Annotated in this window: 30 protein-coding genes; 13 read left to right on the top strand and 17 right to left on the bottom strand. The window is 66.8% G+C overall.

Features of this window, described 5'->3' with window-relative positions; all coding sequences use genetic code 11:
* Positions 1-5 precede the first annotated feature (5 nt).
* Together RH91_RS04260 and RH91_RS04265 are read left to right on the top strand one after the other, a co-directional pair.
* Positions 6-1,022: a LacI family DNA-binding transcriptional regulator gene (locus RH91_RS04260; protein ID WP_029623595.1), complete on the top strand. Its 1,017-nt coding sequence runs from the start codon at positions 6-8 to the stop codon at positions 1,020-1,022.
* A 125-nt stretch (positions 1,023-1,147) separates the two neighbouring features.
* Entirely contained in the window at positions 1,148-2,023 is an 876-nt protein-coding gene (locus tag RH91_RS04265; protein ID WP_010161323.1) for a S1/P1 nuclease, read from the top strand.
* Between the two features lie 40 nt (positions 2,024-2,063).
* Here the strand turns inward: RH91_RS04265 and RH91_RS04270 are convergent, their stop codons facing one another.
* The 9 genes from RH91_RS04270 to RH91_RS04310 all read right to left on the bottom strand — a co-directional run bounded on the left by RH91_RS04270 (position 2,064) and on the right by RH91_RS04310 (position 8,627).
* Positions 2,064-2,309, bottom strand: a complete 246-nt coding sequence (locus RH91_RS04270) for a hypothetical protein (protein ID WP_037478527.1) — start codon at positions 2,307-2,309, stop codon at positions 2,064-2,066.
* Positions 2,302-2,511 (bottom strand): toxin-antitoxin system HicB family antitoxin, encoded by a 210-nt coding sequence (locus tag RH91_RS04275; protein ID WP_010161325.1) that lies wholly within the window; start codon positions 2,509-2,511, stop codon positions 2,302-2,304. The genes RH91_RS04270 and RH91_RS04275 overlap by 8 nt, the downstream gene beginning before the upstream one ends.
* Before the next feature lie 10 nt (positions 2,512-2,521).
* Positions 2,522-3,424, bottom strand: a complete 903-nt coding sequence (locus tag RH91_RS04280) for an SPFH domain-containing protein (protein ID WP_010161326.1) — start codon at positions 3,422-3,424, stop codon at positions 2,522-2,524.
* Positions 3,425-3,776: 352 nt separating this feature from the next.
* The gene (gene pal / locus RH91_RS04285; RefSeq protein WP_010161327.1) at positions 3,777-4,286 is read right to left on the bottom strand and encodes a peptidoglycan-associated lipoprotein Pal; all 510 of its coding nucleotides are present in this window, start codon (positions 4,284-4,286) and stop codon (positions 3,777-3,779) included.
* Positions 4,287-4,372: 86 nt separating this feature from the next.
* Positions 4,373-5,773, bottom strand: coding sequence for a Tol-Pal system beta propeller repeat protein TolB (tolB, locus tag RH91_RS04290; protein ID WP_010161328.1), 1,401 nt, complete (start codon positions 5,771-5,773; stop codon positions 4,373-4,375).
* A gap of 10 nt (positions 5,774-5,783) precedes the next feature.
* On the bottom strand, positions 5,784-6,872 hold the full coding sequence (locus RH91_RS04295; protein ID WP_037479146.1) for a hypothetical protein: 1,089 nt from the start codon (positions 6,870-6,872) through the stop codon (positions 5,784-5,786).
* Positions 6,873-6,885: 13 nt separating this feature from the next.
* Positions 6,886-7,323, bottom strand: a complete 438-nt coding sequence (gene tolR, locus RH91_RS04300) for a protein TolR (protein WP_010161331.1) — start codon at positions 7,321-7,323, stop codon at positions 6,886-6,888.
* 3 nt (positions 7,324-7,326) lie between these two features.
* Positions 7,327-8,019 (bottom strand): protein TolQ, encoded by a 693-nt coding sequence (tolQ, locus tag RH91_RS04305; RefSeq protein ID WP_029623597.1) that lies wholly within the window; start codon positions 8,017-8,019, stop codon positions 7,327-7,329.
* 5 nt (positions 8,020-8,024) lie between these two features.
* The gene (locus RH91_RS04310) at positions 8,025-8,627 is read right to left on the bottom strand and encodes a YbgC/FadM family acyl-CoA thioesterase (RefSeq protein WP_010161334.1); all 603 of its coding nucleotides are present in this window, start codon (positions 8,625-8,627) and stop codon (positions 8,025-8,027) included.
* A 96-nt stretch (positions 8,628-8,723) separates the two neighbouring features.
* On the opposite strand from RH91_RS04310, the gene RH91_RS04315 reads away from it, so the two are divergent.
* Positions 8,724-9,470: an ABC transporter ATP-binding protein gene (locus tag RH91_RS04315; RefSeq protein WP_010161335.1), complete on the top strand. Its 747-nt coding sequence runs from the start codon at positions 8,724-8,726 to the stop codon at positions 9,468-9,470.
* Complete coding sequence (locus tag RH91_RS04320) at positions 9,467-10,915, top strand: hypothetical protein (RefSeq protein ID WP_010161336.1); 1,449 nt, start codon at positions 9,467-9,469, stop codon at positions 10,913-10,915. The genes RH91_RS04315 and RH91_RS04320 overlap by 4 nt, the downstream gene beginning before the upstream one ends.
* 40 nt (positions 10,916-10,955) lie before the next feature.
* Here the strand turns inward: RH91_RS04320 and RH91_RS04325 are convergent, their stop codons facing one another.
* The 3 genes from RH91_RS04325 to RH91_RS04335 are packed head-to-tail and all read right to left on the bottom strand — an operon-like array spanning position 10,956 to position 12,690.
* Positions 10,956-11,381: a type II toxin-antitoxin system VapC family toxin gene (locus RH91_RS04325; RefSeq protein WP_010161337.1), complete on the bottom strand. Its 426-nt coding sequence runs from the start codon at positions 11,379-11,381 to the stop codon at positions 10,956-10,958.
* Complete coding sequence (locus RH91_RS04330) at positions 11,378-11,614, bottom strand: FitA-like ribbon-helix-helix domain-containing protein (RefSeq protein ID WP_010161338.1); 237 nt, start codon at positions 11,612-11,614, stop codon at positions 11,378-11,380. The genes RH91_RS04325 and RH91_RS04330 overlap by 4 nt, the downstream gene beginning before the upstream one ends.
* Positions 11,615-11,658: 44 nt before the next feature.
* Positions 11,659-12,690 carry an NAD(P)H-dependent flavin oxidoreductase gene (locus RH91_RS04335; protein WP_010161339.1) on the bottom strand — a complete coding sequence of 344 codons (1,032 nt, stop codon included), beginning with the start codon at positions 12,688-12,690 and terminating at the stop codon, positions 11,659-11,661.
* 46 nt (positions 12,691-12,736) lie between these two features.
* Here RH91_RS04335 and RH91_RS04340 point away from each other — a divergent pair, with 46 nt between their 5' ends.
* The 4 genes from RH91_RS04340 to RH91_RS04355 all read left to right on the top strand — a co-directional run bounded on the left by RH91_RS04340 (position 12,737) and on the right by RH91_RS04355 (position 16,316).
* Entirely contained in the window at positions 12,737-13,153 is a 417-nt protein-coding gene (locus RH91_RS04340) for a secondary thiamine-phosphate synthase enzyme YjbQ (RefSeq protein ID WP_010161341.1), read from the top strand.
* An 84-nt stretch (positions 13,154-13,237) separates the two neighbouring features.
* Positions 13,238-14,095, top strand: coding sequence for an NAD(P)-dependent oxidoreductase (locus RH91_RS04345; protein WP_010161342.1), 858 nt, complete (start codon positions 13,238-13,240; stop codon positions 14,093-14,095).
* 265 nt (positions 14,096-14,360) lie between these two features.
* Complete coding sequence (locus RH91_RS04350) at positions 14,361-15,614, top strand: hypothetical protein (protein WP_232283405.1); 1,254 nt, start codon at positions 14,361-14,363, stop codon at positions 15,612-15,614.
* A gap of 36 nt (positions 15,615-15,650) precedes the next feature.
* On the top strand, positions 15,651-16,316 hold the full coding sequence (locus RH91_RS04355) for a hypothetical protein (RefSeq protein WP_010161344.1): 666 nt from the start codon (positions 15,651-15,653) through the stop codon (positions 16,314-16,316).
* A gap of 41 nt (positions 16,317-16,357) precedes the next feature.
* Here the strand turns inward: RH91_RS04355 and RH91_RS04360 are convergent, their stop codons facing one another.
* A complete protein-coding gene (locus tag RH91_RS04360) occupies positions 16,358-17,617 on the bottom strand; it encodes an aspartate kinase (protein WP_010161345.1) in 1,260 nt (419 codons plus the stop codon).
* 66 nt (positions 17,618-17,683) lie between these two features.
* Between RH91_RS04360 and ubiG the strand changes: the two genes are divergently transcribed.
* On the top strand, positions 17,684-18,424 hold the full coding sequence (gene ubiG, locus RH91_RS04365) for a bifunctional 2-polyprenyl-6-hydroxyphenol methylase/3-demethylubiquinol 3-O-methyltransferase UbiG (protein WP_029623598.1): 741 nt from the start codon (positions 17,684-17,686) through the stop codon (positions 18,422-18,424).
* Positions 18,425-18,463: 39 nt separating this feature from the next.
* On the opposite strand, the gene murA is transcribed toward ubiG, so the two are convergent.
* On the bottom strand, positions 18,464-19,747 hold the full coding sequence (murA, locus tag RH91_RS04370; RefSeq protein ID WP_010161347.1) for a UDP-N-acetylglucosamine 1-carboxyvinyltransferase: 1,284 nt from the start codon (positions 19,745-19,747) through the stop codon (positions 18,464-18,466).
* 183 nt (positions 19,748-19,930) lie between these two features.
* Here murA and RH91_RS04375 point away from each other — a divergent pair, with 183 nt between their 5' ends.
* On the top strand, positions 19,931-20,629 hold the full coding sequence (locus RH91_RS04375) for a Crp/Fnr family transcriptional regulator (protein ID WP_010161349.1): 699 nt from the start codon (positions 19,931-19,933) through the stop codon (positions 20,627-20,629).
* 13 nt (positions 20,630-20,642) lie between these two features.
* Here the strand turns inward: RH91_RS04375 and clpS are convergent, their stop codons facing one another.
* The 3 genes from clpS to RH91_RS04390 form a co-directional block, all read right to left on the bottom strand.
* A complete protein-coding gene (gene clpS / locus RH91_RS04380; RefSeq protein ID WP_010161350.1) occupies positions 20,643-20,981 on the bottom strand; it encodes an ATP-dependent Clp protease adapter ClpS in 339 nt (112 codons plus the stop codon).
* Between the two features lie 131 nt (positions 20,982-21,112).
* The gene (locus tag RH91_RS04385; protein ID WP_157136850.1) at positions 21,113-21,568 is read right to left on the bottom strand and encodes a phasin family protein; all 456 of its coding nucleotides are present in this window, start codon (positions 21,566-21,568) and stop codon (positions 21,113-21,115) included.
* A gap of 448 nt (positions 21,569-22,016) precedes the next feature.
* Complete coding sequence (locus RH91_RS04390; RefSeq protein ID WP_010161353.1) at positions 22,017-23,777, bottom strand: PHA/PHB synthase family protein; 1,761 nt, start codon at positions 23,775-23,777, stop codon at positions 22,017-22,019.
* Positions 23,778-24,012: 235 nt separating this feature from the next.
* On the opposite strand from RH91_RS04390, the gene RH91_RS04395 reads away from it, so the two are divergent.
* From RH91_RS04395 to RH91_RS04405, 3 genes are read left to right on the top strand one after another with little or no spacing between them, the layout of a single operon-like run.
* Entirely contained in the window at positions 24,013-25,221 is a 1,209-nt protein-coding gene (locus RH91_RS04395) for an LL-diaminopimelate aminotransferase (RefSeq protein WP_010161354.1), read from the top strand.
* A 10-nt stretch (positions 25,222-25,231) separates the two neighbouring features.
* A complete protein-coding gene (locus RH91_RS04400) occupies positions 25,232-26,005 on the top strand; it encodes a sulfite exporter TauE/SafE family protein (protein WP_010161355.1) in 774 nt (257 codons plus the stop codon).
* Between the two features lie 2 nt (positions 26,006-26,007).
* Positions 26,008-26,430: an acyl-CoA thioesterase gene (locus tag RH91_RS04405; RefSeq protein ID WP_010161356.1), complete on the top strand. Its 423-nt coding sequence runs from the start codon at positions 26,008-26,010 to the stop codon at positions 26,428-26,430.
* The last annotated feature ends 34 nt before the right edge of the window (positions 26,431-26,464 follow it).

Consider the following 26,464-nt stretch of genomic DNA (forward strand, 5'->3'; position numbering starts at 1 on the left):
AGGAATTGCGCGTAACGATCAAGGACGTGTCGCGGGTGTCGGGCGTGTCGATCAAGACCGTCTCGCGCGTGCTCAACAACGAACGGTATGTCGGCGCGGAAACCCGCGCGCGGGTCCAGGCGGCGGTGGCAGACCTCAAGTTCCGCCCGAGCACCGCCGCGCGCTCGCTCGCCGGGCGGCGCAGCTTCCAGATCGCGCTGATCTGCGACAACCCCAGCCCCTATTACGTCTATGAAATGCAGTCGGGAATCCGCGACCGCTGCGTGCAGGACGGGGTGCGGATGATCGCGCAGCCGTATGACCGCAACGCCACCACCCTGCTCGACGAACTCGAAAGCCTGGTCGACGCAACCCATGTCGACGGGCTGATCCTCACGCCCCCGGTGTCGGACAATCCCGACGTGCTAGACCTGCTCGCGCGGCGCGGGGTGCGGTTCGTGCGGGTCTCGCCCGGGAGCGGCCCCGAGCTTGGTCCCGCGACCTTCATCGACAATGAGGCCGCCGCCGCAGTCATGACCGCGCATCTCCTCTTGCTCGGGCATCGCCGGATCGGGTTCATCGCGGGGCATCCGAGCTATGCGACCAGCGCGCAGCGGCTGCGGGGCTATGCGCGCGCGCTGAGCACGCAAGACGTTGCGTTCGACCCCGCGCTGGTCCGGGACGGAAGCTACGACTTCGCCTCGGGCGCAGCGGCGGCGGCGGTGCTGCTCGACCTGCCCGAGCCACCGACCGCGATCTTCGCGTCGAGCGACGACATGGCGGCGGGGGCGTTGACCACCGCGCATCGGCGCGGACTGAAGGTCCCCGAGCAGCTCTCGATCGCTGGGTTCGACGATACCGAGATGGCGGGGTTCGTCTGGCCGCCCCTCACCACGATCCGCCAGCCGACGCGCGACATGGCGTATCAGGCGGCGGACCTGCTGCTTGCGCCGGTTGAAGCGGACGCGCCGGCGGAGCAACGCGAGCTGCCGTTCGAGCTGGTGGTGCGGGAATCGACCGGCCCCGTCGCGGGTTCGCGCTGAACCGCCACCGCGGACCGTTCGGTTGACTGCGGCGGGCGGCGACGGAAGGTCGCGGCCGCGATCGGCATCCGAACCGCCATCATTCCTGCTTTCGCCAATTCCGCCAGACGCCTAAAGCGCGGTTCATGACCAGTATCCGTCGCGTTCGCCCAGCGCTTGTCGCTGCCGCCACCCTGTTCGCCGCGAGCAGCGCAGCGCCTGCCGCTGCCTATTGGGAATATGGCCATCAGACGATCGCGCAGATCGCAGAGGCCAACATCCGCCCGCAGACCCGCATCGCGATCCGCCGCTTGCTCAAGCAACAGGCGCTGCTCGATACGCCGACCTGCAAGGCGGGGACGATGACGGAGGCAAGCACCTGGGCGGATTGCGTCAAGCCGATCAAGGGCGCGGACGGCAAGCCAGGCTTCGGCTATGCCTACACATGGCATTTCCAGGACGTCAGCATCTGCCGCCCCTTCTCGCTCACCGACGCGTGCAAGGACGGCAATTGCGTCTCCGCGCAGATCACGCGCGATGTCGCAACGCTCAAGGACCGTCGTGCCCCGGCGAAGGACCGCGTCGAGGCGCTGGTGTTCCTGATCCACTTCGTCGGCGACCTGCACCAGCCGCTCCATGCGGGGGAAAAGGACGACAAGGGCGGCAACGACGTCAAGGCGTCGTACGACCATTATGCCCCGCCGCGGCTCAACCTCCATTCGGTGTGGGACGGGCTGCTCGCCGAGCGCGCGATCACGTCGGGGCCGGGGCTGGTGCACCGCTACGCGCCCGCGGTGCGCGCGAGGATCACGGCGGGCAACGTCACCGACTGGAGCCGCGAAAGCTGGCAGGTCGCGCATGACTCGACCTACGCCAGCGTAATGGCGGACCCGTGTGCGCCGACCCCCGAACGCGTGACGCTCGACGAGGCGACGATCGAGACGCTGGTTCCGGTCGCGCGGCTCGAGGTCGAGCGCGGCGGACTGCGGCTGGCGAAGCTGCTGGATGCGGCGCTGGGGTAAATCGCACGAGGCTCGCCTCCGAACGGTTGGGATGGTCCCCCTACCCTCGCCCGCCCCAATGCCAGCTCCAGCCGCCACGCGTCTTGCGGATCGCCACCAGCGCGAACAGCAGCAACAGCGCGACCAGCACACCGATCCGCGCGACGCGGTTCGGCATCCGGGTCATGTCGAGCACCGCAAGCGCCACGAATCCGAGCGTCAGCGCCCAGCCCTGCCATGTCACCGGGGTCGCGCCGATCCCGAACGCCTTGGGCGCAAACCAATAGCCATCGTCTGAATCAGCCATCGTCATCCTCCTTGGGTGGCCGCCCGCGACGGGGCGGATTCGGCACGTCCAGCTTTACCCCCCGCCGCGCGAGCGCCTCGCGCAGCAGGCACTCGACCTGCGCATTGACGCTCCGCAATTCGCCCGCCGCCAGCCGTTCGACCGCCGCATGGAGCGCGGGGTCGAGCCGGAGCGCGAACGCCTTCCTGGGCGGAGCCGTCACGGACCCGCGCCTACTGGTACAACGAGCCGGTGTTGACGACCGGCTGCGTATCGCGCTCGCCGCACAACACGACCATCAGGTTGGACACCATCGCCGCGCGGCGCTCGTCATCGAGTTCGACCACGCCCTTTGCGGACAACAGGTCGAGCGCCATCTCGACCATCCCGACCGCGCCCTCGACCAGCGTCTTGCGGGCGGCGACCACTGCCTGCGCCTGCTGCCGCCGCAGCATCGCGCCCGCGATCTCCGGGGCATAGGCCAGATGCGTGAAACCGCATTCGTCGACCGTGATCCCCGCCGTCACCAGCCGCGCGATCAGCTCGGTGCGGAGTTCCTGTGCGACCTGGTCGTGGTTCCCGCGCAGCGTGACTTCCTGATGCTCGTAATCGTCATACGGATAGCGCGCGCCGATCGTGCGCACCGCCGCCTCGATCTGGACGATCACGAACGCCTTGTAATCGTCGATGTCGAACAGCGCCTGCGCGGTGTCGGTGACGCGCCAGACGACCTGCGCGGCGATCTCGATCGGGTTGCCGCGCAGGTCGTTGACCTTGAGCCGCTCCGAAATCATGTTGTTCGCGCGCAGGGAGACGCGTTTGCGCCCGAGCCACGGGAGCACCCAACGCAGCCCGGTCTTCCGATCGGTCCCCTTGTACGCGCCGAACAGCGTGATCGCGGTCGCCTGATTGGGTTGCTGCATGTAGAAACCGCCTGCAACGAACACGCAGACCAGCGCGGCGCCGGTGATCAGGACACCGCCGAAATCGGAGTCCGGGCTGAGTCCGCTCACGCCGAACGCCGCCAGCCCGATTGCGGCAACCATCACCAGCAGCATCGCATATCCGCCCGACGTCGTCGCCGAATGTTCGGCGGACAAGGTAAGCGCGGTGTTGCGTGCGATCGACTCGGACATGCGGACCTCCCGTTTATTATGATATCATATTTATATCATTGTGGGGTGTGACGCAACCGGGCGGCGTCGGCGGCCGTGCCCACCCCCACCCGTCATCCTGAACGTGTTTCAGGACCCACTGTCGCCCGCGCCCAACGCCTGCAGAGGTCGCGGCGCGGTGGATGCCGAAACGCGTTCGGCATGACGGCGGTGTGGAGTCAGAGAGTGCCCCCCACCGCCGTTCGGGCTGGGCGTAGTCGAAGCCCCCTGCGCAGCGCATGCCCTTCGACTGCGCTCAGGGCGAACGGGAGGTGACGCAAAAAGGGCGGCGTCCTCCCGGACACCGCCCTTTCCCAACCGATCCGCAAACGGATCAGTTCAGGACGATCGTCACCGCGCGACGGTTCTGCGCGAGGCTCTGCTCGTCCGAGCCGAGCGCGATCGGGCGCTCCTTGCCGTAGCTGATCGTCGAGATCCGCCCCGCCGCGACACCGCGCGCAGCAAGATAGTTCTTCGCCGAATTGGCGCGACGGTCGCCGAGCGCAAGGTTGTACTCGCGGGTGCCGCGCTCGTCACAATGGCCTTCGAGGCTGACCGTCACGTTCGGATATTTGGCGAGCCACGCCGCCTGACTGTCGAGGATCGCGCGGGCAGGCGAGTCGATGTCATAGCTGTCGAGCGCGAAGTTGACGGTGTTGCTCGTGACCGAGCGTTCGAAATCAGCGCGCGAACCGGGCGTGATCGCGCCGTTGGCACCGGCATTGGGATCGACCGGCGCGGTATCGCTCGGCGCGGGCGGAATGACGGCGGGGCGCTTCTTGCTGCACGCAGCAGTGGCGAGCAGCGCGGTCGCGATCAGGATAGAGGTCGTTACTTTTGCCATCGGGATTCTCCTTGGGGAATGGAAACGAACACATCCGGTTACACGACAGGATTACACATCGTCCGGCGCATGCATGAAAATCGCTATCAGGGGCGTAACGGTCCCCACGCCGGATCGGATCCATCGAGCACTGTCGGCACGCGCCGCACGTTGACCCCGGTGAGATCGACCGACCACAGATCCGCCTTGCCGCTGCCGCCGCCGGTCGAGCGGAAGAACATCAGCACGCGGCCGTTGGGCGACCAGCTCGGGCCCTCGTCCTGCGATCCGTCGGTCAGCAACTTCTCGTTGCCGCCCGCCGGGCTCATCACGCCGATGCGGAACGATCCACCGATCTTGGTATAGGCGATCAGGTCGCCGCGCGGGCTCCACACCGGGGTCGCGTACCGCCCGCTGCCGAAGCTGATCCGCTGCTGCTGCGATCCGTCCGCGTTCATCACATAGAGCTGCTGCGTTCCAGAGCGATCGCTCTCGAACGCGATCCGGCTGCCGTCGGGCGAATAGGTGCCGCCGGTGTCGATCGCGGTGGACTGGGTCAGCCGCTGCGGCGTGCCGCCGCTCAGGGGCACGCGGTAGATGTCGGTATTGCCCGCGCGCGCCATCGAGAACAGCACCCAGCGGCTGTCGGGCGAGACGCGCGGCGCGAACGTCAGGTCGGTATTGCCGACCAGCAGCCGCTGCCGCCCCGACGCCAGATCATAGACATAGATCGCCGGACGATCGTTGAGATAGCTCATGTAGACGATCGAGCGCTGGTCGGGCGACAGCCGCGGGGTCAGCGCAATCGCCTGGCCGTTGGTCAGGAAGCGGTGGTTCTCGCCATCCTGGTCCATGATCGCGAGCCGCTTGATCCGGTGCCCCTTGGGGCCGGTCTCGGAGACATAGACGACGCGGCTGTCGAAATAGGGGCCTTCGCCGGTCAGCTTGGAATAGACCATGTCCGCGCACTTGTGCCCCGCACGCCGCCAGTCGCTCGGTGGGACGACATAGCCGGCGCGTGCAATCTCGTTGCGCGAGGTGACGTCGTACAGATAGCAGCCGACCGTCAGCGTCCCGTCGCCGGTCGCGCGGACATAGCCCTGCACAAGCGCGGACGCCCCCGCCCCGGTCCAGTATTCGAACGTCGGCGCGGTCACTTCGGAGAAGGCGACCGGCTTCACGCCCGCCTCGAGCGGCTTGAACAGGCCGGAATTGCGCAGGTCGGTCGAGATGATCTTCGACAGCTGGACGCCGAGCGCATCGGTGCGCCCCGCGGGCGTATCGACCGGCTCGGTCGTCGGCATCGTCGGCACCGCGATCCCGAGCGGCGCGGCGATCCCGCCGACGACGTCGACGACGAGTTCACCCTGTTGCTGCGGGTTGGCAGCGCCGGACGGAGCGACGGGCGCGGGTTGCGGCGCGGGCGCGTCCTGCGCCGCCGCGGTCCCCGCGATCAGCGCGGCACCGGACACCGCCAGAAGGGTCTTGAGCATCATCTTGGGAAGCATCGGCAATTCCTCAGCCCGGAAGTTTGTAGCGCAGGATAAACGTCTTCCACCCGCGCGGCACGTCATAAAGCTCGGGCGGGAGACCGCGCAGCGGCGCACACCCGGTAAAGGTGGCGATCGCGTTGCGGTCGACCACGTCGACATAGCGGCGATTCTCGTCATCGACCCCGCCATGATCCGCCGCGACCGTGGGCCGGCCCGCGAGCGACCCGTCACGGTTGAGCTGCAATCGGATCGTCACGACGATCCGCGACGCGCCCGGCCCCGGGTTGGGCTGGCGATCCGCGCACGGCTGGACCTGCCGCCGGATCGCGGAGCCGATGTCGGCGGCTGCCTGCGCGTTCATCGTCGCGCCGGGCGCGGCTTCGGACGCCTTGGCCTTGCTCGGGCTTTGCGTCAGGCCCTTGCGGAAATCGTCGTCGAGCAGCGATCCGGTCGCGCGCACCTTGGTCGACTTCGCGTTCGCGCCATTGCCCTTCGCCGCCGCGCTCTTGCTGGCAGCGGCCTTCGCGGCGGCGGCGGCGGCGGCGGCTTTGGCAGCCTTCGCGTCCGCCACTGCCTTTGCATCTGCTGCCGCCTTTGCCTGAGCAGCCTTGGCTTGTGCGGCCTTCTCCTGCGCCGCCTTGGCGAGGTCGGCCTTGCTCGGCTTGGCTTCGGCCTTCGGTTCGGGCCTTGGCTTGGGCTGCGGCTTGGGCACCGGAACGGGTTTCGGGACCGGCTTGGGCTCGGGCTTCGGCTGGGGAACCGGCTTCGGCACCGGCTTCGGCTGGGGTTTCGGCTCCGCCTTGGGCTGCGGCTGCGGCTTTGGCTGGGGTTGCGGCACCGGCACCGGCTCAGGCTCGGGCGCAGCCGCCGCTTCCTCCGCAGGCGGCGCGGCATCCTCGGGCGGGCCCGCATCGGGCGCGGCGGATTGCGCAGGCGGTTCCGCGGCGGGCGGCGCGGTCTGCTCGAGCGCGACAGTGTCGACCAGCGATACGTCGATCGGCTTGGTTGCGGGCGGCGGCAGCTTGGCCGCGCTCCAACTCAGCGACAGGATCGCGAACAGGAAAACGTGCCCCAGCGCGGCAACGCCGAGCGCGATTCCCTCGCTGCGGGTCATCCGCCCGTCCATCTCAGTTGCCGTCCTGGCTGACCGTCACCAGCGCCACGCGGTTGAGCCCGGCGCGATTGAGTTCGCCCATCACGCGCATCACCTTGCCGTAATCGAGCTTGGTGTCCGCGCGCAGAAACACCTGCGGCGGCTTCGACGGATCGGCCTTGGCGGCAAGCTGCGACAGGATGTCGGGGAGCATCGCGTCGCTCGCCAGATCCTTGCCGACGAACACCTTGCCTTCGTTATCGATCGAGATCTCGATCGGCTTCTGGTCCTGGTCGAGCGCCTTGGCGCGGCTGTCGGGCAGATTGACCGGTACGCCCGCGGTCAGCAGCGGCGCGGTCACCATGAAGATGATCAGCAGCACCAGCATCACGTCGACCATCGGGGTCACGTTGATGTCCGCCATCGGCGCGCGTCGACCGCGCCCGCGCTGCGAGGGGAGGTTCATCGCCATCGCTTAGCGCCGACCCTCGCTCTCGAGCTGCCGGCTGAGCGTCGCGTGGAAGCCGTCGGCAAAGCGGTTGAGCCGCGCCTCGATCCGGTTGATGCCGTGGCTGAAGCGGTTGTACGCGATGACCGCAGGAATAGCCGCGAACAGGCCGATCGCGGTCGCGAACAACGCTTCCGCAATCCCCGGCGCGACCACCGCGAGCGACGTGTTGTTAGCGCTGGCGATTCCCGTGAAGCTGCGCATGATCCCCCACACCGTGCCGAACAGCCCGACGAACGGCGCGACCGAGCCGATCGTCGCGAGAATGTTGAGCCGGTCGGCCAGGATGTCGATTTCGTTCGCGACCGAAGCGCCCATTGCGGTTGCAAGCCGTTCGCGCGTCGCGCCGCGATCGACCTGACCGCCGACGGTCGAGCGCCGCCATTCCGCAACGCCCGCGACGAACACCCGCGCGATCGGCAGCTTGCTGTCGACATGCTCCTTGTAGAAGGCGTCGATATCCTCCGCCTTCCAGAACGCCTTTTCGAACGCCCCGATCTTGCGGCGGATTCCGCCGAGCTTGACCACGAACCCGATGATGATCGCCCAGGTCCACACGCTGGCAAGCAACAGCCCGATCATGATCGCCTTCACGACCACATCGGCCTGGAGGAACAAGGCGATCGGCGACATGCTCGCCGCGTCGGTATTCAGCATCATCTCGTTCACGACGTCTTTTCCCCTGATGGCATCTGCTTCGCACCCATCACTTGCTCGCCCATGACCTGCTCGCCCATGACCTGCTCGCCCATGACCTGCTCGAACGCGGCGATCCATGCGCGCGGCTGGCGCACCGGTCGCCCGGCGGGCGAGACCAACGCCGCGGTCACTTCGGCCTCGGTGAGTATCTGGGCACCCAACATGACCTGTTGATGAATATCGACCGAAGCGGCGCGGATCTGGCGCAATCGCGTCACCACCACCAGCGCATCGTCAAGCCGTGCGGGCGCGCGGTAGCGGATCGACAGCGCGGTCACTGCATAGGCCCCGCCGCCCGCTTCCTGATGCGCGCGCTGGTCGATCCCGGCGCGCACCAGCATGTCCGAGCGCGCGCGCTCCATGTAGCGCAGGTAATTGGCGTGATAGACGATACCCGAAAGATCGGTGTCCTCGAAATAGACACGTAGCGGAAAGCGATGTTCGCCCCCGACGATCCGCCCGTTTGCGGGCGCGTCGAGCCCCTGCGTCGCGGGCACGACCGGGTCGCGCGGGGGCTCGGCGCGGGCGGACCCCATCGGAACAGGCGTATCGAGATCGGGCTGCGGCATTCCGTGTCGCTCTAGCGGCAAGCCGTCGGTACGAAAACCCCGCATGGCCCCGGCGATCCGGCTGGACGGGCGCAGGGTACCGCTTAAACAGAACAGATGACCGATTCAGCGCTGCGCATCCGGGGGCTTGCGAAGAGCTTCGACAAGCCCGTAATCCGGGATCTCGACCTCGATATTGCGGCGGGGCAACTTTATGCGCTGCTTGGCCCCAATGGCGCGGGCAAGACGACGACCTTGCGGATGGTCGCGGGTCTGGCCGTACCCGATGCCGGGACGATCGAGATCTTCGGGATCGACACCGCGCGCGATCCGCTGGGGGCGAAGGCGATCACCGCCTGGTTGCCCGACGAGGCGATGCTCTACGACAAGCTCACCCCGCTCGAATATCTCGCGTTCGTCGCCGGGCTGTGGCGAATGGACCCTGCCCGCGCCGCCGCCGAGGCGGACCGGCTGCTGCAATGGCTCGACCTGTGGGACCAGCGCGACACGCGCTGCGAGGGGTTCTCCCGGGGCATGAAGCAGAAGGTCGCGCTCGCGGGCGCGCTGATCCACGATCCGCGGCTGCTGATCCTCGACGAACCGCTGACCGGGCTCGACGCGACGATGGCGCGGCTGGTAAAAGATGCGCTCCGCGCGCAGGTCTCCGCGGGCAAGACCGTGATCATCACCACGCACATTCTCGAGGTCGCCGAGCGGATGGCGGACCGGATCGGGATCATCGCGGGCGGGCGGCTGCTCGCCGAGGGCACGCTGCAGGACCTGCGCGACCGCGCGGGGACCGAGGGGATGACGCTCGAGGACACGTTCATCCGCCTGACCAGCACGCCCGCGGTCGCCGCATGAGCCTGGCGCGTCCGGGAAGCTTTGCCTGGCTTGCGCTGCACGAATTGCGGCTCGCCTTCCGCGCACGGCCGACCAAGGGGAAGACGCGCTGGATCGGCTATCTGCTGGTCGGCGGGTGGCTCGTGATCGGGTGCCTGGCGGGCTGGGCCCTTCGTAACAAAGCGATCCCCGTCCCGCCGGACGCGCTGATCGGCGTGCTCGCGGTCAGCACGCTCGCGCTCAGCTTCATGACCGCACAGGCGATGATCGGCAGCCAGCGGACTTTGTACGAACGCGGCGACCTGCCGCTACTGCTGTCCGCGCCGATTCCGGGGCGGAGCGTGTTGCTCGCGAAGCTGCTCGGGATCGCCGCGACGATCGCGCTGACCTATGCGGTGCTGTTGCTGCCGATCGTGCTGCCGGTCGCGATCCTCGGGCATCCGCGTCTGTTCGGACTGGTCGCGCTGCTGATTGCACTCGCGCTGGTCGCGGCATCGCTCGGGCTCGCGTTGACGCTCGTCATCGCGGCGCTGGTCGGCCCGCGCGCGGCGCGCACCATCGGGCAGGTCGCGGCGGCGGTGCTGGGGGGGGCGCTGTTCCTGTTCACCCAGGTCCTGCCGCACAGCGAAGGGCGCACCAGCACCTTCACCGTGGTGTTCGAACGGCTGCGCGACGCCGGGATCGGCACGTCGGGGGTCAGCGGCCTGCCCGGTCACGCCGCGTTCGGCGATCCGCTTGCGATCGCGGTTCTGCTCGGCGTGGGGCTGGCGGCGTTCGCAGGGGCCGGCATCACGCTCGAACGGTCGTTCCTGTCGGGCTATTTCGACGGCGGCGCCAAACTCTCGCGCAGCCGCCCGACCGGTCGTGCGAGCGCGCGGCTGTTCCACGCCGGGCTGACCCGCACCGTATTCGCCAAGAAATGGCGGTTGCTCGCGCGCGACCCGGCGCTCGCGTTCCAGATCGTGCTCCGGCTGATCTACCTCGCGCCGCTGGTGCTCGGGCTGCTCGGTGGGCGGCATGCCGTCCCCATCCCCGCCGCGCTCGCCTTCGCCAGCGTATTGATCGCCAGCCAGCTCGTCGGCAGCTTCGCGTGGCTGACCGTCTCGGCGGAGGATGCGCCCGACCTGCTCCAGGTCGCCCCCGTCGCGCGCGCCACGATCGACCGTGCCAAGCTGCTCGCCGCGTTTGCGATGGCGGCGCCGTTCGCGCTGATCCTGCCGATCATGATTGCGCTGCAGACACCGCTCGGGGCGGCGATCACGCTGGTGATGACGGTGCTTGGCGGCGCGGCGGCGGGTTATGTCGAACTCAAGCTCGGCAAGCCCGGCAAGCGCGGTGCGTTCAACCGGCGGCGCTCGGGGTCGATCGTCGCGGGGATCCTGTCGCTCCTGATCGCGCTTGTGTTCGGCGGCGGTGCGGCGGCGCTGGTGTTTCTGGTGGGCGGGGGGTTAGCGGGGATCGGGTAAGACGATGCACAACGCGCCCGCCATTTGAAAAGGCCCGAACTTAGAAGTCTTCGAGCAGACGCACTTGAGGGTAGTCGGAACGGACCCGTTGGTGAAACTTGATGTCGCAGGTCGCAAGGTCGGCACCGAGTTCCAGCGCCAGGGCCATATACAGGCAGTCCGCGACCGGATGGCCAAGCGTGATTGCAAGCGTACTCGCAGCTTCAAGCCGATCCGGCGTCAGCCGATACAGGAACACCAGCCTGTCCCGGATCGCCGCAGTCCACTCGCGGATTACGATGAGCCCTTCGTCCTGCCGCATCGACCGGCTGTTCACGGCGCGAACGATCGCGCCGCAAACTTCAGTCAGGAGCAGATCCGGGGCAACGAGTTGATCGGCATTCCGCTCCAGGAAACGGAGCGCCTGATCGGTATCGGGCTCGCGCAGCAGCGCCCTCACGGCGAGGCTTGCATCGACGACGATCACGCCTCGTCGCGCAGCGCCCGAACAATTCCGACGCTATCCGGCGAAAGGCCGTGTTCGGCGACACGTCGTTGAAAGGAAGCACGAAGATCGCGCACGATCTCAGCGCCCGACCGGGACCGTTCGCTCAGCATATGCGCAACCTCGTCCTCGAGCGAACGGTGGTTCTCCGCCGCGCGCAGCTTCAGCCGTTCAAAGACGGCGTCGTCCAGGTCCCGGATCGTCAGAGTCGCCATGCCCGCAACGTAGCAAATCGCACGCCGCTCGCAAACGCCCCGCTTTACGCCGCCCGCTGCGCCAGCGCCGCCGCCGCCTCGTCCATCAGGCTCGCGATGATCTCGGCGGCAGGTTCTTCCTTCGTCACCATCCCGACCGACTGACCCGCCATCACGCTGCCATGCTCGACATCGCCGTCGATCACCGCGCGGCGCAGCGCGCCCGCCCAATAATGCTCGATCTGCAACTGCGCCTCGAGCATCGCGACCTTGCCCTCGTCGAGCGAGAGCGCGACTTCGCGCTGCTTGGCGGTGAACAGCTCCGCCCCCGCATTCTTGAGCGCGCGCACCGGTATCACGGGGAGCCGCGAGTCGAGCTGGACGCTTGCCACCGCATCGCGGGCCGAGGCGCGGAGGAACGCCTTCTTGAAATTGGCGTGCGCGATGCTCTCGGTCGCGCAGACGAAGCGCGTGCCGAGCTGGACGCCCGCCGCGCCCATGTCGAGATACGCCGCGATCGCCTCGCCCCGGCCGATCCCGCCCGCGACGAACACCGGAACCTTGTCCGCGACTTCGGGGAGAATCTCCTGCGCGAGCACGCTGGTCGAGACCGGGCCGATATGCCCGCCCGCTTCCATCCCCTCGACGACGAGCGCGTCGACGCCCGAGCGGATCAGCTTCTTGGCGAGGCTCAGCGCAGGCGCGAAGCAGATCAGTTTCGCGCCGTCCGCCTTGATCTTGTCGATCGACCCGGTCGGCGGCAGCCCGCCCGCGAGCACGACATGCCCGACGGCATGCCGCGTACACACGTCGATCAGGTCGAACAGCGCGGGGTGCATGGTGATGAGGTTCACGCCGAACGGCTTGTCGGTCAACAACTTGGTCGCGGCAATCTCACGGTCGAGCAGCTCGGGCGTCATCGCGCCGCACGCGATCAGCCCGAAGCCGCCCGCGTTCGAGATTGCGGCGACGAGGTTGCTCTCGGACACCCACGACATCGCGCCGCAGACGATCGCGACCTCGCTGCCGAGGAACGCCGCGCCACGCGCCATGCGGCGCTGAAGGCGCTCGGCGCCGATCGAGGATGTCTGGTTCATGGGACCGGCCTAGCCTTGAGCGGGGGTTTCGGGCAAGTGCCGCGGCATGCGACAGGAAATTGGTGAACTCACCTTCGATACGCCCGGCCAGGGCCTGCACGACTGTACCCGCGCGGTGAACCGCTGGGTCGAGGCGACCGGGATCCAGACCGGGTTGTTGACGGTGTTCGTCCGGCACACCTCCGCTTCCCTGCTGATCCAGGAGAATGCCGCCCCGGCCGCGCGCCGCGACGTGGAGCGCTATTTCGCGAAGATCGCGCCGGAAGGCGCAGGCTACGAGCATGACGACGAAGGTGCCGACGACATGCCCGCGCATCTGCGCGCAGCGCTGACCGCGACGAGCCTGTCGATCCCGGTTGCCAGCGGCGAACCGGTACTCGGAACGTGGCAGGGCATTTACCTGTTCGAACACCGCCGCGCCCCGCACCGACGGCTGATCGCGGTCCACCTGATCGGAGAATGATCGGTACCGCCCCCGCTGGCGGGCGCGGAACTTAACCCCGTGCGAGACGCTACGCCCCCGACTTTCGGCATCTGGAGCAGCACCATGGAAATCGGTTTCGTCGGCCTCGGCCTGATGGGCAGCGCGATGGCGGCCAATCTCGCCAAGGCGGGGCACCGCGTCGTCGCGTGGAACCGCTCGCCGGTAAAGCCCGAGGATGCCCCCGGCGTGACGATCGGGACGCTCGACGACGTGCTCCGCAGCGAAGTCGTCTTCACGATGCTGTCGGAAGATGCGGTGATCCGCAGCGTCCTGCTCGATTCGGGCGCGCTCGACAGCGTGAAGCATGACCTGATCCACGTCGTCGCGTCGACGATCTCGGTCGCCTTCTCGAAGGAGCTCGCCGCCGACCATGCGCAGCGCGGGATCGGCTATGTCGCCGCCCCCGTGTTCGGCCGCCCCGATGCCGCCGCCGCTGCGCAGCTCAACGTCGTCGTCGCGGGCGACGAAGCCGCGGTCGCGCGGGTTCATCCGCTGCTCGAGGTGTTGTCGAGCAAGGTCTGGCCGCTCGGCACCGACCCGAGCAGCGCCAACGCCGCCAAGATCGCGGGCAACATGATGATCACCATGGCGATCGAGGCGATGGGCGAAGCCTTCGCGCTGGCCGGCGACAATGGCGTCGACAAGGCCGCGTTCCTCGAGCTGATGACCGGCACGCTGTTCGGCGCGAAGGCGTATCAGAATTACGGGCCCAAGATCGTGTCGGAGGATTTCACCCCCGGCTTCCGCATGAAGCTCGGGCTCAAGGACCTGCGCCTCGCGACCGAGCTTGCGGACGCGGCGAATGTGACGCTCCCCGTGCTCAACGCGATTCGCACGCGGATGCACGACGCGGTCGAGGACGGCATGGCGGACAAGGACTGGTCGGGAATCGCGGCACGGCCGTTTGCTGCGAAGCGATAGACCTGTTGTAGCCCGCCGACGGCAGCGCCTGCGGGCTGAGACGAAAGCTTAGGTTCGCCGTCTTCGATCCGACTTTCCGCCGAGGTGACGGTCGGCGGCGATACGGTGGATGGGGCGGGCTCGACTCGATACCAGGGTGATCGACCCCGACACGATTTGATCGGGGAGAAATGTCGCCGGAACGGCGCAAAGCCGCGCGCTCCGCCGTGCTGATCGCGTCGTTTCGGTCGCGCTTGAGTGCGCTTGCGGGCGCAAAGACGGTAAGATGCCATCACGGATCTCGCGCAGGCTCGAACCGTTTGTCGCGTCCCCCTCATCCCCCCGGGATCACCCCAAGGACGATACCGCACACCCGATCCCGGGGCACGACGATCGCATGCCGTCATCGCGCAATCCGCGCGATGCGAAACGGTCCGCCCAGTCCGGGCGGGCGACGGCCAGTTCCGCGTCTTCCAACATCTCGGAGGATACCATGGCAACGAACTACACGATCTACCTCGTCAATCAGTCGTCGACGACCCAGACTTTCTGGTGCTTCCTGACCCCTCCAGCGGAATTGGCAGGCGACCCGAATGTCTTCGCCAACTCCAGCGCCTCGCTGGCGATCCCGTCGAATTATCCCGGCACGAACTCCTTCACCATTCCCGTCCAATACAGCGTCGGTGCCGGTGCGAGCAATCAAGCGGTCGGACTGGATGTCGAGATCAATTCGACGATCTCGCAACAAAGTAGCCTTACCCAGGTATGGGACGCGACCTACGGCACGGTTCCGCCGAAAATGGGCCCCAACCTGACCCTCTCCAGCAGCAAGGTCGGTGCCAACAGCCTTAAGATCGTAACGAACGCTTTCCCCCAGGATAATAACGAATCGAAAGGCTGGTACGCCAACCAGTCGTTCGGCATCGAAAGCGCATCCGGTTTCATGGGAATGACCTGGTCTCCGTCGCCCAGCCAGAGTCGCACCCTCACGCCAAAGCTCAGTTTCTATGTCAGCATCGGCTCTTTCGGCGATTCGACGCTGGCCGACTGGACGCAAGTCAGCAACGAAGCCGCGCTGCTCACGGTACCCAATTCGTTTAAGGCCGGGGCAGCCACGGTGACCCTGCTCAACGATGGCACCTGGTCCGTGACGCCCGGCAAACCGGCCAGCCTCACGCTGCTCGACAATCTGTCCCTCGTGAGGTCGGCGGCATTCCAGCAACTCACGGCGCTGGCCTATCTGTCGGATGGCACCTTGCAGCAGGACGTCGTCAAATCCGTCTTCTGGCCGACGCAGTTGGACGGCGTTGAATTGGTGGACGACGGATCAGGCGAAACGATCCTGTCCGGAAAGATGACGGTGGCCACGGCCCTGACCGCGGCCTTTGCGTTTTTCGTGATTGCGAGCATCAAATTCACCGTCAACAGCATCGTGGGCGGCACGACCGTCAACTTCACCTATGATGGCCCGCAGACGGCCACGACCATCGAGGAAACGGTGGTTGCGGGCGCGACCGCCGTCTTTGGCAAGGATGCCTGACCCTACCCTAACGATGTCCGACGCGGTCGGCGCGCGATGAACGAGCCGTTTGCGGTCACCCCCGCACAGCGGATTCGGGCCGACCCGCGTTTCCCACCGGTGGCTGCGACGCAACCCGTTGCAGCCACCGTCACTGTCCCCAGGACCAGCGTCCAGATCGTCGCAACCGCCGATTACGCGATCGAACTGGTCGCAACGTTCGCCGCCGCCGACCCGGCCGGCGGGCAGGCTCTGGTTGCCGGGCTGCAAACCGTCGACACGACCGTCACCATCGACTTCACCTCCGCCCTGCCCCTGTGGTGGTTTGCAGCAGTACAGAAAGCGGGTGAGATTGCCGCCAATACGACGGCTTGCGCGTATTCCAGCAATTCCGACATTTTCCAGATGCAGCTGAACAAGAGCATCACGCTGACCCATGACGGTACCGGCTGGCACATTCCCACGTACGATGGGACGCTGTATACCGTTTCGGTCGGCTTCGGGCTCGGCGCCGAGATCGTGTATTTCGCGTACGCCGCCGTCGTTTCCCCGATGACGTCGGTCCTGATCAACGCCGGTGGCTATGAACTGGCGCGGTCGAGCGGCGCGCAGACGATCGGCTCGACCATTACCGCCGATCAGGAGTCGTGGATCATGCCACTCGGCGGCGCGTATCGGCTGACGTTCGATTCGTCCGGGGACGGAACGTTGAGCAACCGGTGACCCGATCGGTACTCAATCAAAACCAGTCCGAACCACGCGGGTCAGGCGGCATCCTCGGCATCCAGCCCATAAGCGGTATGCAGCACGCGCACCGCGAGCTCGGTGTAATCCTCCTCGATCAGCACCGAGACCTTGATCTCGCTGGTCGAGATCGCCTGGATGTTGATCCCACGCTCGCCGAGCGTCGAGAACATCGTCGAGGCGACGCCCGCATGGCTGCGCATCCCCACGCCGACGACCGAGATCTTGGCGACGCGCGTGTCGTGGACCAGCTCGCTGAAGCCGATTTCGCCACGCCCCTGGTTGAGCACCTCGATCGAGCGCGCAAGGTCGGCGGCGGGGACGGTGAAGGTCACGTCGGTCGATCCCGCCGCATGCGCGATGTTCTGGATGATCATGTCGACGTTGATGTTGCCCTTGGCGAGCGGCGCGAAGATCGCCGCCACCGCGCCGGGCTTGTCGGGCACCGCGATCAGCGTGATCTTGGCCTCGTTCTTGTCATGCGCGATGCCGGTGATGAGCTGGCGTTCCATATCGTCGATCTCCTCTTCGCCCACGATCATCGTGCCGGGTAATGTGTCCGCCATCGGCGCGTCCTCGCCCGTGAAGGACGACAGCACCTGGACGCGGACGCCTTCCTTCATCGCAAGGCCGACCGAGCGGGTCTGCAACACCTTCGCGCCGACGCTGGCGAGTTCCAGCATCTCCTCGTAGGTGACCTTCTTGAGCTTGCGCGCGCGGGGAACGATCCGCGGGTCGGTGGTATAGACGCCATCGACGTCGGTGTAGATGTCACAGCGGTCCGCCTGCATCGCCGCCGCCATTGCGACGGCTGACGTATCCGAACCGCCCCGCCCGAGCGTGGTGACGCGGCCGTCGTCGTCGACGCCCTGGAACCCCGGGATCACCGCGACCTCGCCCGCGGCAAGGCTGGTTTCAAGTGCGGCCATGTCGATATGCTCGATCCGCGCAGACGCATGCGCGTCCGACGTCGCGATCGGCAGTTGCCAGCCGAGCCAGCTCCGCGCGGGCACGCCCGCCGCCTGAAGCGCGATCGCGAGCAAACCGCTGGTGATCTGCTCGCCCGCCGAGACGACAACGTCATATTCGCGCGCGTCGTACAGCGACGACGCCTCGCGGCAGAAGCCGACCAGCCGGTCGGTCTCGCCCGCCATCGCCGAAACGACGACCGCGACCTGGTTGCCCGCCGCGACTTCGCGTTTCACCCGCGCGGCGACCGAGCGGATCCGCTCGATCCCGGCCATCGAGGTGCCGCCGAATTTCATCACGATACGTGCCATGGTCCGGGTCACGAAGTCCTTGGGGTGGGGCTTGGGGTATTGGGGTGGTCCTGATAGAAAGCGGGTATGAATAGCGCAACCGTAACGTCTGTAACCACTATCGACCCGGCCGAGGCCAGGCACTTCGGCACGATGGCCGCCGAGTGGTGGGATCCCAAGGGGTCATCCGCGATGCTCCACCGGCTCAACCCGGTGCGGCTGGGGTATCTGCGCGCGCAGATCGACACGCAGTGGCATGGCGACGAAACCGGCTTCACGCCGCTCGCCGGCAAGCGCGCGCTCGATGTCGGGTGCGGTGCCGGGCTGTTGTGCGAACCGCTCGCGCGGCTGGGGGCGGAGGTCACCGGGCTCGATGCGGCGGCGGAGAACATCGCGGCGGCGCAGGCGCATGCCACCCTTTCGGGCCTCGCGATCGACTATCGCACCGGGAGCGTCGAGGATTTGCGGGACGCGACGTTCGATCTCGTCACCAGCCTCGAGGTGATCGAGCATGTCACCGATCCGGCGGGCTTCGTCGCCGGGCTGGCGCGCGCGCTTGCGCCGGGCGGGCTGCTGGTGCTGTCGACACCCAATCGCACCGCCTTGTCCCGCCTCGCGCTCATCACGCTGGCCGAAGGAACCGGGACGATTCCGCGCGGGACGCATGACTGGAACAAGTTCCTCACCCCCGACGCGTTGACCCCGCTGGTCGAGGCCGCCGGGCTGCGCGTCATCGACGTGCGCGGACTCGCGTTTTCGGTGGCCAAGGGGTTCGTGCTGAGCGACGACACCAGCCTCGATTATTTCGTGACGGCGGTGCGGGCCTGACGGGGCAAGCGCCGACCGCCGGCATCGGTCGGGTGCGGGTCAGCCGTCGCCGACGCGCTCGATATCCGCGCCGACCGCGCTTAATTTTTCCTCGAGCCGCTCATAGCCGCGATCGAGGTGGTACACGCGACTGACCTGCGTCTCGCCCTCGGCGACCAGCCCCGCGATGATCAGGCTCATCGATGCGCGCAGGTCGGTTGCCATCACCGGCGCGCCGACAAGCCGGTCGACGCCGCGGACGACCGCAGTGCGCCCCTGGACATGAATGTCCGCACCCATCCGCGCCAGTTCGGGCACGTGCATGTAGCGATTCTCGAAGATCGTCTCGGTCAGCGTGCTTTCGCCCGGCGCCATGCACAGCATCGCCATCAGCTGCGCCTGCATGTCGGTCGCAAAGCCCGGGAACGGCGCGGTCGATAGCGTCACCGGCTGCAGCGGGCCGTTCGCTTCGACGAACAGGTTGTCGCCGCGCTCCTCGACGGTGACGCCCGCTGCACGCAGCGCGTCGATCGTCGCAATCATGTCGTCGGCCTTGACCCCGACCAGCTCGAGCGACCCGCCGGTGATCGCCGCGGCGCAGGCATAGCTGCCCGCCTCGATCCGGTCGGGCATCACGCGGTAGGTCGCGCCGTGGAGCCGGTCGACGCCCTCGATCTCGAGCGTGCTCGTACCGATGCCGGAAATTTTCGCCCCCATCGCGACGAGCAGGTTGCACAGGTCGACGATCTCGGGCTCGCGTGCCGCATTCTCGATCCGGCTGCCGCCCTTCGCCAGCGACGCCGCCATCACGACATTCTCGGTCGCGCCGACCGACACGACCGGGAACGTATAGCTGCCGCCCGACAGCCGCCCGCCCGGCGCGATCGCCTTGACGTAGCCCGCCGCCATTTCGAGCTGCGCGCCGATCGCTTCGAGCGCCTTCAGGTGCAGATCGATCGGGCGATTGCCGATCGCGCAGCCGCCCGGGAGCGACACCGTCGCCTCGCCCGCGCGCCCGAGCAGCGGGCCAAGCACGAGGATCGACGCGCGCATCTTGCGGACGATGTCGTAAGGCGCCTCGGTCGCGGTCAATTTCCCCGCGCGGATCGTCATCACCCGCCCGAAATCCTCGGGCCGCGCGCCTTCGATCCGGGTCGAGCAGCCGAGCTGGTTGAGCAGATGCCCGAAGCTGTCGACATCGGCGAGCCGCGGCAGGTTGCGCAGCGTCACCGGCTCCTCGGTCAGCAGCGCGCACGGCATCAGCGTGAGCGCGGCGTTCTTCGCGCCGGAGATGGGGAGACGGCCAGAAAGGCGGTTACCGCCCCGAATGAGAATACGGTCCATCGACCTCGTTTATCGTCTTGCCCCGCGCGCGCAAGCTGGCGTGCGCGGAATCACCCGATCGGTCGTCTCGTGGACACGCTTGATCGACTTTAATGCAAGGATACTGCCACACTGCTTTGTGGCCGGAGAACAAGGGGTGATCACCGCGTGCCACAAAGTTGTTTCGCCGAGCGTCTCGGCGATATGGTGGAGCTTACGACGCAGGAACGCGCCGCGCTCGACCGTCTGGAGGAGCGCGAGCGCGCCCTCAAGCGCAGCATGACGCTGCAGCGGGAAAACGACCGCGCCAACGAAATCTATATCCTGCGGCGCGGCACGATGATGAGCTCGGTGCTGCTCCACGACGGCAGCCGGCAGATCCTGCGCTTCCACTTCGCGGGCGATCTGCTCGCCGTGTCGAACATCATCTACGGCGACGCTACCGAGACGATCACCGCGCTGACCGATTGCGTCGTCTGCCCGTTCGAGCGGACTGCGCTCAGCACGGTGATGCTCGAACACCCGCGGATCGCCGCGCTGATCCTCGTCTACAACCAGATCGAGCGTGCCGCGCTGACCGATCGCCTCGCGGCGCTCGGGCGGACTTCGGCAAAAGCGCGGGTCGCGGCGATGCTGATCGAGATCCGCAACCGGATGCGGACGCTCGACCGGAGCGTCAGCACCAGTTTCGTGCTCGGGTTGACGCAGGAAGAGATTGGCGACGCGACCGGGCTGACCGCGGTCCATGTAAACCGCATGCTCCGCCAGCTCGAGGACGAGGGGCTGATCGCACGCGAAGCGGGCCGCGTCGAGTTTCTCAACGAGCGCGGACTGACCCGCTCGGCCAATTTCGTCGATCGCTATGCCGGGCTCGATCTCGGGTGGCTACCCGCGCGACTCTGAAGCGCGGTGGCGCTCAGGCCTTCTCCAGCATGCACTGGAGCGGATGCTGGTTCTGCCGCGCGAAATCCAGCACTTGCGCGACTTTGGTTTCCGCGACTTCGTAGCTGAAGATCCCGCACACCCCGACGCCCTTCTGGTGGACGTGGAGCATCACGCGGGTGGCGGCTTCCATGTCCATGCGGAAGAACCGTTGCAACACGAGGACGACGAATTCCATCGGCGTATAATCGTCGTTGAGCAGCAGGACGCGGTACGGCGTCGGCTGCTTGGTCTTGGAGCGCGTGCGGGTGGCGACGCCAGTGCCCCCATCGCCATCGGAGCCATCGGTTCCGTCGTCGCGGCGTTCCGCCATGGAGATGTGAAGGTGGTCGGTCATGCAGCCCTAAAATATGGCATTGTACCCCGTGAGGGCAAGGGGTCCGCGCAAACGAAAAGGGCGGCTCCCGTCGGGAACCGCCCTTCGTGGTCACAAAGCAGGATCGCTCAGGCGGCGACCTTGACCTTTTCGACCGCAACCGCGACCCGGTTCGAGATCGGCTGCGCGATCTCGCCGAGGAGCTTGACGTACCCCTCGGTGAACTTGGCGGTTTCCGCCATCATCGAATCTATCGCCTGCTTGGTCAGCTCGCTCTGGAGCTTGAAGAACTCGGTCGGCGACTTGATCGACGCGAACTGGCTGGCGGTGGCGTTGGCCTTTTCGACCGTGGTGCGGACATAGTCGCTGGTGTAGCGCGCGATATCCTCGGCGCCCTTGGCCGCGATCTTGCTCGACTCGACGACCGCCTCGAGGTTGCCCTTCGAGAATTCGTTGAGGTCGGCGATCATCTTCGAGCCCTTCTCCATCGCGGTCTTCGCCCGGTCGTTGACGTCGGCGAAGACGGTCTTGGCTTCGGCCTGCGCGGTATCGGCAGCGGTGTTGATCGTGGCGGTAGCGTCCATGGTGCTGAAGTCCTTCTGCATGACGGCCGTCGCGGGTGCGATGGCGGGGGTTGGTGTCTGGGCTGGAGAAACGGAGACAACGGGAACCTGCGCCGGCACCGGTGCTGGCACGGATTCGGTACTTTCCACGGGAGCCAGCGGCACGGGTGCCGGCTTCGCCGTCGGTGCACGCGGAGTCGCGGGCTTAGAGACGGATTTCGGCGCAGGCTGCGCGACGAACGGAACGGGCGGGGCCTCGGTCACCGCCGCCGGAAGGGGCGGGGTCGAGTCGATCGGCTTGGCAATCCCCTTGGGGGGGACGGACTTAGGGCCTTTGCTGGCCATGACCGGACTTCTCCTGAGCTACTTTTGCTGCAGCGCAATATAGCAGCAAAAGTAGCTTGGAACAACACCTATGTTGCACCGCAACATCAAAATCCAGTTTAGCGAAATTATTGATAAATCGCCGTTATCTCGCGCGTACGTAGAGTCCCGGAGCATCCTCCAAAGCGGACAGAGCGCCCTCCCCGGGAAGCCGCGCGCCTGTCGCGGCGACCTGTTCTTCCCCCATCGCCCGGAGCCACTCGCGCCAGTCCGGCCACCAGCTCCCCTTGGTCTCGGTCGCGCCCGCGACGAAATCTTCGAACCGCTCGGTCTCGCCCGGGTTGAGCCAATATTGGTATTTCTGCGCGGACGGCGGGTTGACCACCCCCGCGATATGTCCCGAGCCCGCGAGCACGAACCGCTTCGGCCCGATGAAGTGGTGCATCATCGCCCACACGCTCTCCGCGGGCGCGATATGATCCTCGCGCCCCGCCTGGATATAGGCCGGGGTCGCCACGGTCGACAGGTCGATCGGCGTCCCCAGCGCCTGCATCTCGCCCGGCCTGGCGAGGCGATTGTCGCGGTACAGGTCGGTCAGATAGGCGATGTGCCACGCCGCGGGCAGGTTGGTCGTATCGCCGTTCCAGTGGAGCAGGTCGAACGGCGCATAATCCTTGCCGAGCAGATAGTTGTTGGTGACGTAGTTCCAGATCAGGTCACGCCCGCGCAGCTGGTTGAACACCGCCGCCATATACCGCCCGTCGAGGAACCCGTCGGGCGTCAGCGAGCGGATCAGCGCAAGCTGGTCGTCCGCGACGAAATGGAGCAGCTCGCCTGCCTTCTCGAAATCGACCTGCGCGGTGAAGAAGGTCGCGCTCGCCACCTTGTCCGCCTCGCCGCGCGCGGTGAGGATCGCGAGCGTCGCCGCCAGCGTCGTCCCCGCGACGCAATAGCCGATCGTGTGGACCGCCGGCACGTCGAGCACCGCGCGGATCGTGTCGACCGCATCGATCTGCGCGGCAATGTAATCGTCCCACACGACATGTTTCATCGTCTTGTCGGCCGAGCGCCACGAGACCATGAACACCGTGATCCCCTGCTCCACCGCCCAGCGGATGAAGCTCTTTTCGGGGCTGAGATCCAGGATGTAGAAGCGGTTGATCCACGGCGGGAAGATCACCAGCGGGGTGGCCAGCACGGTCTCCGTCGTCGGGCTGTACTGGATCAGCTCGTACAAATCCGTGCGGTGGACGACCTTGCCCGGTGTCATCGCGATGTTGCGGCCGAGCTCGAACGCGCTCTGGTCGGTATGCGTCAACTGCCCCTTGCCGAGATCGGCGAGCATGTTGTGCAGGCCCTTGAGCAGATTCTCGCCACGAGTCTCGATCGTCCGCACGATCACCTCGGGGTTGGTGCCGGGGAAATTGGTCGGGCTCATCGCATCGAGGAACCCGCGCGCGGTAAAGCGCATCTGCTCGCGCTGCTTGTCGTCGATGCCCTCGACCGCCTCGACCTGTGCGAGCATCGTGTCCGCGACGAGGAAATAGCTTTGCCGGATGAAGTCGAACACCGGGTCGTCGTGCCAGCGCGGGTCCTTGAACCGCTTGTCGCGCGCATGGTCGGGCGATTCGGCGCGGGGCGCGGGCTTCGCCGGGTCGAGCATCCGCTGCCACAGCGACAGGCTCTCGCTCCAAAAATCGCGCGTCCGTGCAAGCGTCGCCGGGTCGGTGAAACCGGGGATGGCAGGGAACAATGCGGTGTTCGCGGTCATCGTCGCCATGCCCTGTTCGAGCAGCATCTGCTGCGCGCGCCCGAGCACCCAGGTCCAGTGCTGCATGTCGGCAAGGCTGGGTGCGGGAGGGGGCGGCGCGGTGCCGGCCGGCGTGGTGGTATCCGAATCGGCCATGGCATCCTCGATCCTGTTTGCGCTCTTCTATCGTGCGGGCGCGGCGGCGTCATGCCGGATTGCACGGACGATCAACCGCTTGGGCGCATTGGGAAGTTCCCGCGCCGCTCCCCCGGCGCGCGACAGCCCACACAGGGGGAGGAATTCGGCCACGCAACCAGCCACGACAGCTCTGGGGTGACGAAGCGCGTGCGATTGGCGTAAGGATCGGTCTCCTCAAGCCGGGTTTCGCGCAATGTCCGACGATTTCTATCGCATCAAACGCCTGCCACCGTACGTCATCGCGGAAGTGAACGCGATGCGCGCGGCGGCGCGGGCGAGCGGCGAGGACATCATCGATCTCGGCATGGGCAACCCCGACCTGCCCCCGCCGCCGCACGTCATCGAGAAACTGATCGAGGTCGCGCGCAAGCCCGACGCGCACGGCTACTCTCAGTCCAAGGGCATTCCCGGGCTGCGCAAGGCACAAGCCAATTACTACGGCCGCCGCTTCGGCGTCGATCTCGATCCCGAGACCGAGGTGGTCGTGACGATGGGCTCGAAGGAAGGGCTCGCCAGCCTGGCGACCGCGATCACCGCGCCGGGCGACGTCGTGCTCGCGCCCAACCCGTCCTATCCGATTCATACCTTCGGCTTCATCATCGCAGGGGCCACTATCCGTGCGGTCCCGACCACGCCCGACGAAGCCTATTTCGAATCGCTCGAACGCGCGATGGCGTTCACCGTCCCGCGCCCGTCGGTGCTGGTGGTCAACTATCCGTCGAACCCGACCGCCGAAGCAGTCGACCTCGCCTTCTACGAGCGGCTCGTCGCGTGGGCGAAGGAGAACCAGGTCTGGATCCTTTCCGACCTCGCGTATTCGGAGCTTTATTACGACGGCAACCCGACGCCCTCGATCCTGCAGGTGCCCGGCGCCAAGGATATCGCGGTCGAATTCACCTCGCTCAGCAAGACCTATTCGATGGCGGGCTGGCGGATCGGCTTCGCGGTTGGCAACGCGAAACTGATCGCCGCCATGTCGCGGGTGAAGTCGTATCTCGATTATGGCGCATTCACCCCGATCCAGGCGGCGGCGTGCGCCGCGCTCAATGGGCCGCAGGATATCGTCGAGGCGAACCGCATCCTCTACCACAAGCGCCGCGACGTGCTGGTCGAGAGCTTCGGCCGCGCCGGATGGGAGATCCCCGCCCCGCGCGCGTCGATGTTCGCCTGGGCGCCCCTCCCGCCCGCGCTCGCGCACCTAGGTAGCCTTGAGTTCTCCAAACAATTGCTGACAAGCGCCAACGTCGCGGTTGCGCCAGGGGTGGGCTATGGCGAGAACGGAGAAGGCTTTGTGCGCATCGCGATGGTCGAGAACGAACAGCGATTGCGGCAGGCCGCGCGCAACGTGAAGAAGTATCTCCAGTCGATGGGCGTCAACACGCCAAGCGCCAAGGCCGGTTGACCCAAGCCGGATGATCAATCCCCTGTATTCGATGGCCGGCGTGCTCGTCGGCCTCGTCGTCGGCTTGACCGGGGTCGGCGGCGGCTCGCTAATGACCCCGCTGCTGGTGCTTGCCTTCGGCTTCCACCCGGCGACCGCGGTCGGCACCGACCTGCTCTATGCCTCCGCGACCAAGACGGTCGGGACGACCGTCCATGGCTGGCGCGGAACGGTCGACTGGCGCGTGGTCGGGCGGCTCGCGGCCGGCAGCGTGCCCGCCGCGCTGCTGACGCTCGTCGCGCTGCATTACGAAGGCGAGCGGTCCGCCAATACCGGGCACGTCATTTCGGTCGTGCTCGGCATCACGCTGCTGCTGTCGGGAATCGCGACGCTGTTGCGCAAACGGATCGTCGCGGCGCTGGGGCAGCGGCTCGGCGCGGTGTCGCCCGGTCGCCAGGCGCGGCTGACCGTGCTGCTCGGCGCGGTGCTGGGGGTGCTGGTGTCGTTGACGTCGGTCGGCGCGGGTGCGCTCGGGATGACCGCGCTGCTGATCCTCTACCCGACGCTGCCGATCAACCGGCTGGTCGGATCGGACATCGCGCACGCGGTGCCGCTGACGCTGCTCGGCGGGATCGGGCACTGGATCCTCGGTTCGGTCGACGGGGCGTTGCTCGTCTCGCTGCTGATCGGGTCGATCCCCGGAATCATCGTCGGCAGCCTGATCGCGACACGCGTGTCGGACCGCGTGCTGAGCCCGATCCTCGCGGTCGTGCTGGCGATCGTCGGCATCAAGTTGCTGTTCTGAAGATGCGCGACGGGTTCGCCTTTTCGACGCGGTTCCGCGTGCGCTATGCCGAGATCGACGGGCAGAAGGTCGTCTTCAACTCGCGCTATCTCGAATATGCCGATGTCGCGGTCACCGAATTCTGGGAATGGACCGGGATCGGCGATGCGCTGGGGGCGGCGTGGCACGAGACCGAATTCCACGTGCGGCATACCGCGATCGATTATCTCAAACCGTTCGTGCTCGGCGATACGGTCGAGGCGTTCGTGCGGATCGACCGGATCGGCGGGTCGAGCCTGACCCAGACGTTCGAGCTGTGCCACGCGGAGACGGGCGAATTGCACACCGTGATCGCGATGACAGTGGTCAACGTCCACCTGCCGACGGGCAAGGCGGTGAGGATCGCCGACGACGTGCGCGGGTTCCTGGAGCGGATCCCGGGGTAGGATCGGTTCTCCTGCGAACGCAGGAGCACGAGAC

Origin of the sequence: Sphingomonas sp. PAMC 26617, assembly GCF_000242835.1 — a bacterium.
Lineage (GTDB): Bacteria > Pseudomonadota > Alphaproteobacteria > Sphingomonadales > Sphingomonadaceae > Sphingomonas.

What these genes read in the sequence shown, in the direction of transcription:
- RH91_RS04350 (WP_232283405.1), top strand. Translation starts at nt 14,361, where the DNA reads ATGCCATCACGGATCTCGCGCAGGCTCGAACCGTTTGTCGCGTCCCCC.
- clpS (WP_010161350.1), bottom strand. Translation starts at nt 20,981, where the DNA reads ATGGCGGAACGCCGCGACGACGGAACCGATGGCTCCGATGGCGATGGG.
- murA (WP_010161347.1), bottom strand. Translation starts at nt 19,747, where the DNA reads ATGGACCGTATTCTCATTCGGGGCGGTAACCGCCTTTCTGGCCGTCTC.
- RH91_RS04320 (WP_010161336.1), top strand. Translation starts at nt 9,467, where the DNA reads ATGAGCCTGGCGCGTCCGGGAAGCTTTGCCTGGCTTGCGCTGCACGAA.
- RH91_RS04345 (WP_010161342.1), top strand. Translation starts at nt 13,238, where the DNA reads ATGGAAATCGGTTTCGTCGGCCTCGGCCTGATGGGCAGCGCGATGGCG.
- tolB (WP_010161328.1), bottom strand. Translation starts at nt 5,773, where the DNA reads ATGCTTCCCAAGATGATGCTCAAGACCCTTCTGGCGGTGTCCGGTGCC.
- tolQ (WP_029623597.1), bottom strand. Translation starts at nt 8,019, where the DNA reads ATGATGCTGAATACCGACGCGGCGAGCATGTCGCCGATCGCCTTGTTC.
- RH91_RS04390 (WP_010161353.1), bottom strand. Translation starts at nt 23,777, where the DNA reads ATGGCCGATTCGGATACCACCACGCCGGCCGGCACCGCGCCGCCCCCT.
- RH91_RS04375 (WP_010161349.1), top strand. Translation starts at nt 19,931, where the DNA reads ATGGTGGAGCTTACGACGCAGGAACGCGCCGCGCTCGACCGTCTGGAG.
- RH91_RS04335 (WP_010161339.1), bottom strand. Translation starts at nt 12,690, where the DNA reads ATGAACCAGACATCCTCGATCGGCGCCGAGCGCCTTCAGCGCCGCATG.
- RH91_RS04405 (WP_010161356.1), top strand. Translation starts at nt 26,008, where the DNA reads ATGCGCGACGGGTTCGCCTTTTCGACGCGGTTCCGCGTGCGCTATGCC.
- RH91_RS04395 (WP_010161354.1), top strand. Translation starts at nt 24,013, where the DNA reads ATGTCCGACGATTTCTATCGCATCAAACGCCTGCCACCGTACGTCATC.
- RH91_RS04330 (WP_010161338.1), bottom strand. Translation starts at nt 11,614, where the DNA reads ATGGCGACTCTGACGATCCGGGACCTGGACGACGCCGTCTTTGAACGG.
- RH91_RS04315 (WP_010161335.1), top strand. Translation starts at nt 8,724, where the DNA reads ATGACCGATTCAGCGCTGCGCATCCGGGGGCTTGCGAAGAGCTTCGAC.
- ubiG (WP_029623598.1), top strand. Translation starts at nt 17,684, where the DNA reads ATGAATAGCGCAACCGTAACGTCTGTAACCACTATCGACCCGGCCGAG.
- RH91_RS04265 (WP_010161323.1), top strand. Translation starts at nt 1,148, where the DNA reads ATGACCAGTATCCGTCGCGTTCGCCCAGCGCTTGTCGCTGCCGCCACC.
- pal (WP_010161327.1), bottom strand. Translation starts at nt 4,286, where the DNA reads ATGGCAAAAGTAACGACCTCTATCCTGATCGCGACCGCGCTGCTCGCC.
- tolR (WP_010161331.1), bottom strand. Translation starts at nt 7,323, where the DNA reads ATGGCGATGAACCTCCCCTCGCAGCGCGGGCGCGGTCGACGCGCGCCG.
- RH91_RS04295 (WP_037479146.1), bottom strand. Translation starts at nt 6,872, where the DNA reads ATGACCCGCAGCGAGGGAATCGCGCTCGGCGTTGCCGCGCTGGGGCAC.
- RH91_RS04310 (WP_010161334.1), bottom strand. Translation starts at nt 8,627, where the DNA reads ATGCCGCAGCCCGATCTCGATACGCCTGTTCCGATGGGGTCCGCCCGC.
- RH91_RS04280 (WP_010161326.1), bottom strand. Translation starts at nt 3,424, where the DNA reads ATGTCCGAGTCGATCGCACGCAACACCGCGCTTACCTTGTCCGCCGAA.
- RH91_RS04400 (WP_010161355.1), top strand. Translation starts at nt 25,232, where the DNA reads ATGATCAATCCCCTGTATTCGATGGCCGGCGTGCTCGTCGGCCTCGTC.
- RH91_RS04360 (WP_010161345.1), bottom strand. Translation starts at nt 17,617, where the DNA reads ATGGCACGTATCGTGATGAAATTCGGCGGCACCTCGATGGCCGGGATC.
- RH91_RS04270 (WP_037478527.1), bottom strand. Translation starts at nt 2,309, where the DNA reads ATGGCTGATTCAGACGATGGCTATTGGTTTGCGCCCAAGGCGTTCGGG.
- RH91_RS04355 (WP_010161344.1), top strand. Translation starts at nt 15,651, where the DNA reads ATGAACGAGCCGTTTGCGGTCACCCCCGCACAGCGGATTCGGGCCGAC.
- RH91_RS04385 (WP_157136850.1), bottom strand. Translation starts at nt 21,568, where the DNA reads ATGGACGCTACCGCCACGATCAACACCGCTGCCGATACCGCGCAGGCC.
- RH91_RS04340 (WP_010161341.1), top strand. Translation starts at nt 12,737, where the DNA reads ATGCGACAGGAAATTGGTGAACTCACCTTCGATACGCCCGGCCAGGGC.